Origin of the sequence: Bartonella sp. CL71SXKL (assembly GCF_042194935.1) — a bacterium.
GTDB lineage: Bacteria > Pseudomonadota > Alphaproteobacteria > Rhizobiales > Rhizobiaceae > Bartonella.
This window is the reverse complement of sequence record NZ_JBHINI010000102.1, coordinates 1-791: the sequence shown is the minus strand read 5'-3', so window position 1 is coordinate 791 and position 791 is coordinate 1. Positions and strand designations below refer to the sequence as shown.

General features: G+C 43.5%; 1 protein-coding gene. It reads right to left on the bottom strand.

Annotated elements, in window-relative coordinates; translation table 11 throughout:
* Positions 1-46: 46 nt before the first annotated feature.
* Entirely contained in the window at positions 47-709 is a 663-nt protein-coding gene (locus ACFILA_RS09705) for a lysozyme (RefSeq protein ID WP_375661146.1), read from the bottom strand.
* Positions 710-791 lie beyond the last annotated feature (82 nt).

Sequence of the window (791 nt, the reverse complement as noted above, 5' to 3'; positions counted from 1 at the left end):
GCTAAAGCCGCGCCTGTTAGCATCAGATTTCTTTTCATCCATAAGATCATAGACGATGCTCCTGAAAGCGTTTAGCAACAAAGAAAATACCAGCACATGCGGCTAAAATCATAATGGTGGCCAAAGCCCATTGGATTGGCCCATTTCCTGCTAATAAGCCTCCAAGCCCAGAAAAAGAACCAATAATCGGTGCAAGGGCTTCGGCTTTGAAAACCCCCGTTGATGCTTGCGTTTCTACTGTTTGATAATTGGAGGAAACAAAAGCCCCTTTCGCCCATAAGCCTGTTTCTGCCGCACGCCGGTGTGCTAGACCTTCAAGACGCTTCCCGCCTGCTTTGGTCCATTTCTGTAGCTCGGCAGGGACAGCTTCATATTCACCTTGATTGAGCTTTTTTAACAGTGTCGAGTTACAAAAGGCTCCTGTTCCTACATTATAGCAAAACGACACTAACGCCGCGAATTGTTCATCTGTTAATGAAACTGTAACCGCGCGTTCAACAGCATTCTCAAATTGTCTTAAGTCTTGGCAAAGAAGTTCTTCTGCTTGCTTTTCAGTGATTGCCATGCCTTCGTAAACAAAAGGTTTTCCAGCACTGTTTGTATGTCCATAACCTATTGTCCACACCCCAATGGCATTTTTATAGGCGTTCAAACGCAAACCTTCCCATTGTTTGATAAGTGCAAGTCCTTCTGATGATATTTTTCGCATATGATTCTCCATAAAAAAAGCTCCGCAAAAAGCAGAGCTGGATTAAAAAATTGACATCTTTCTCATTCGGAAAGATAGCTTG

Coding starts and splice junctions, on each gene's coding strand:
- ACFILA_RS09705 (WP_375661146.1), bottom strand. CDS start 709: ATGCGAAAAATATCATCAGAAGGACTTGCACTTATCAAACAATGGGAA.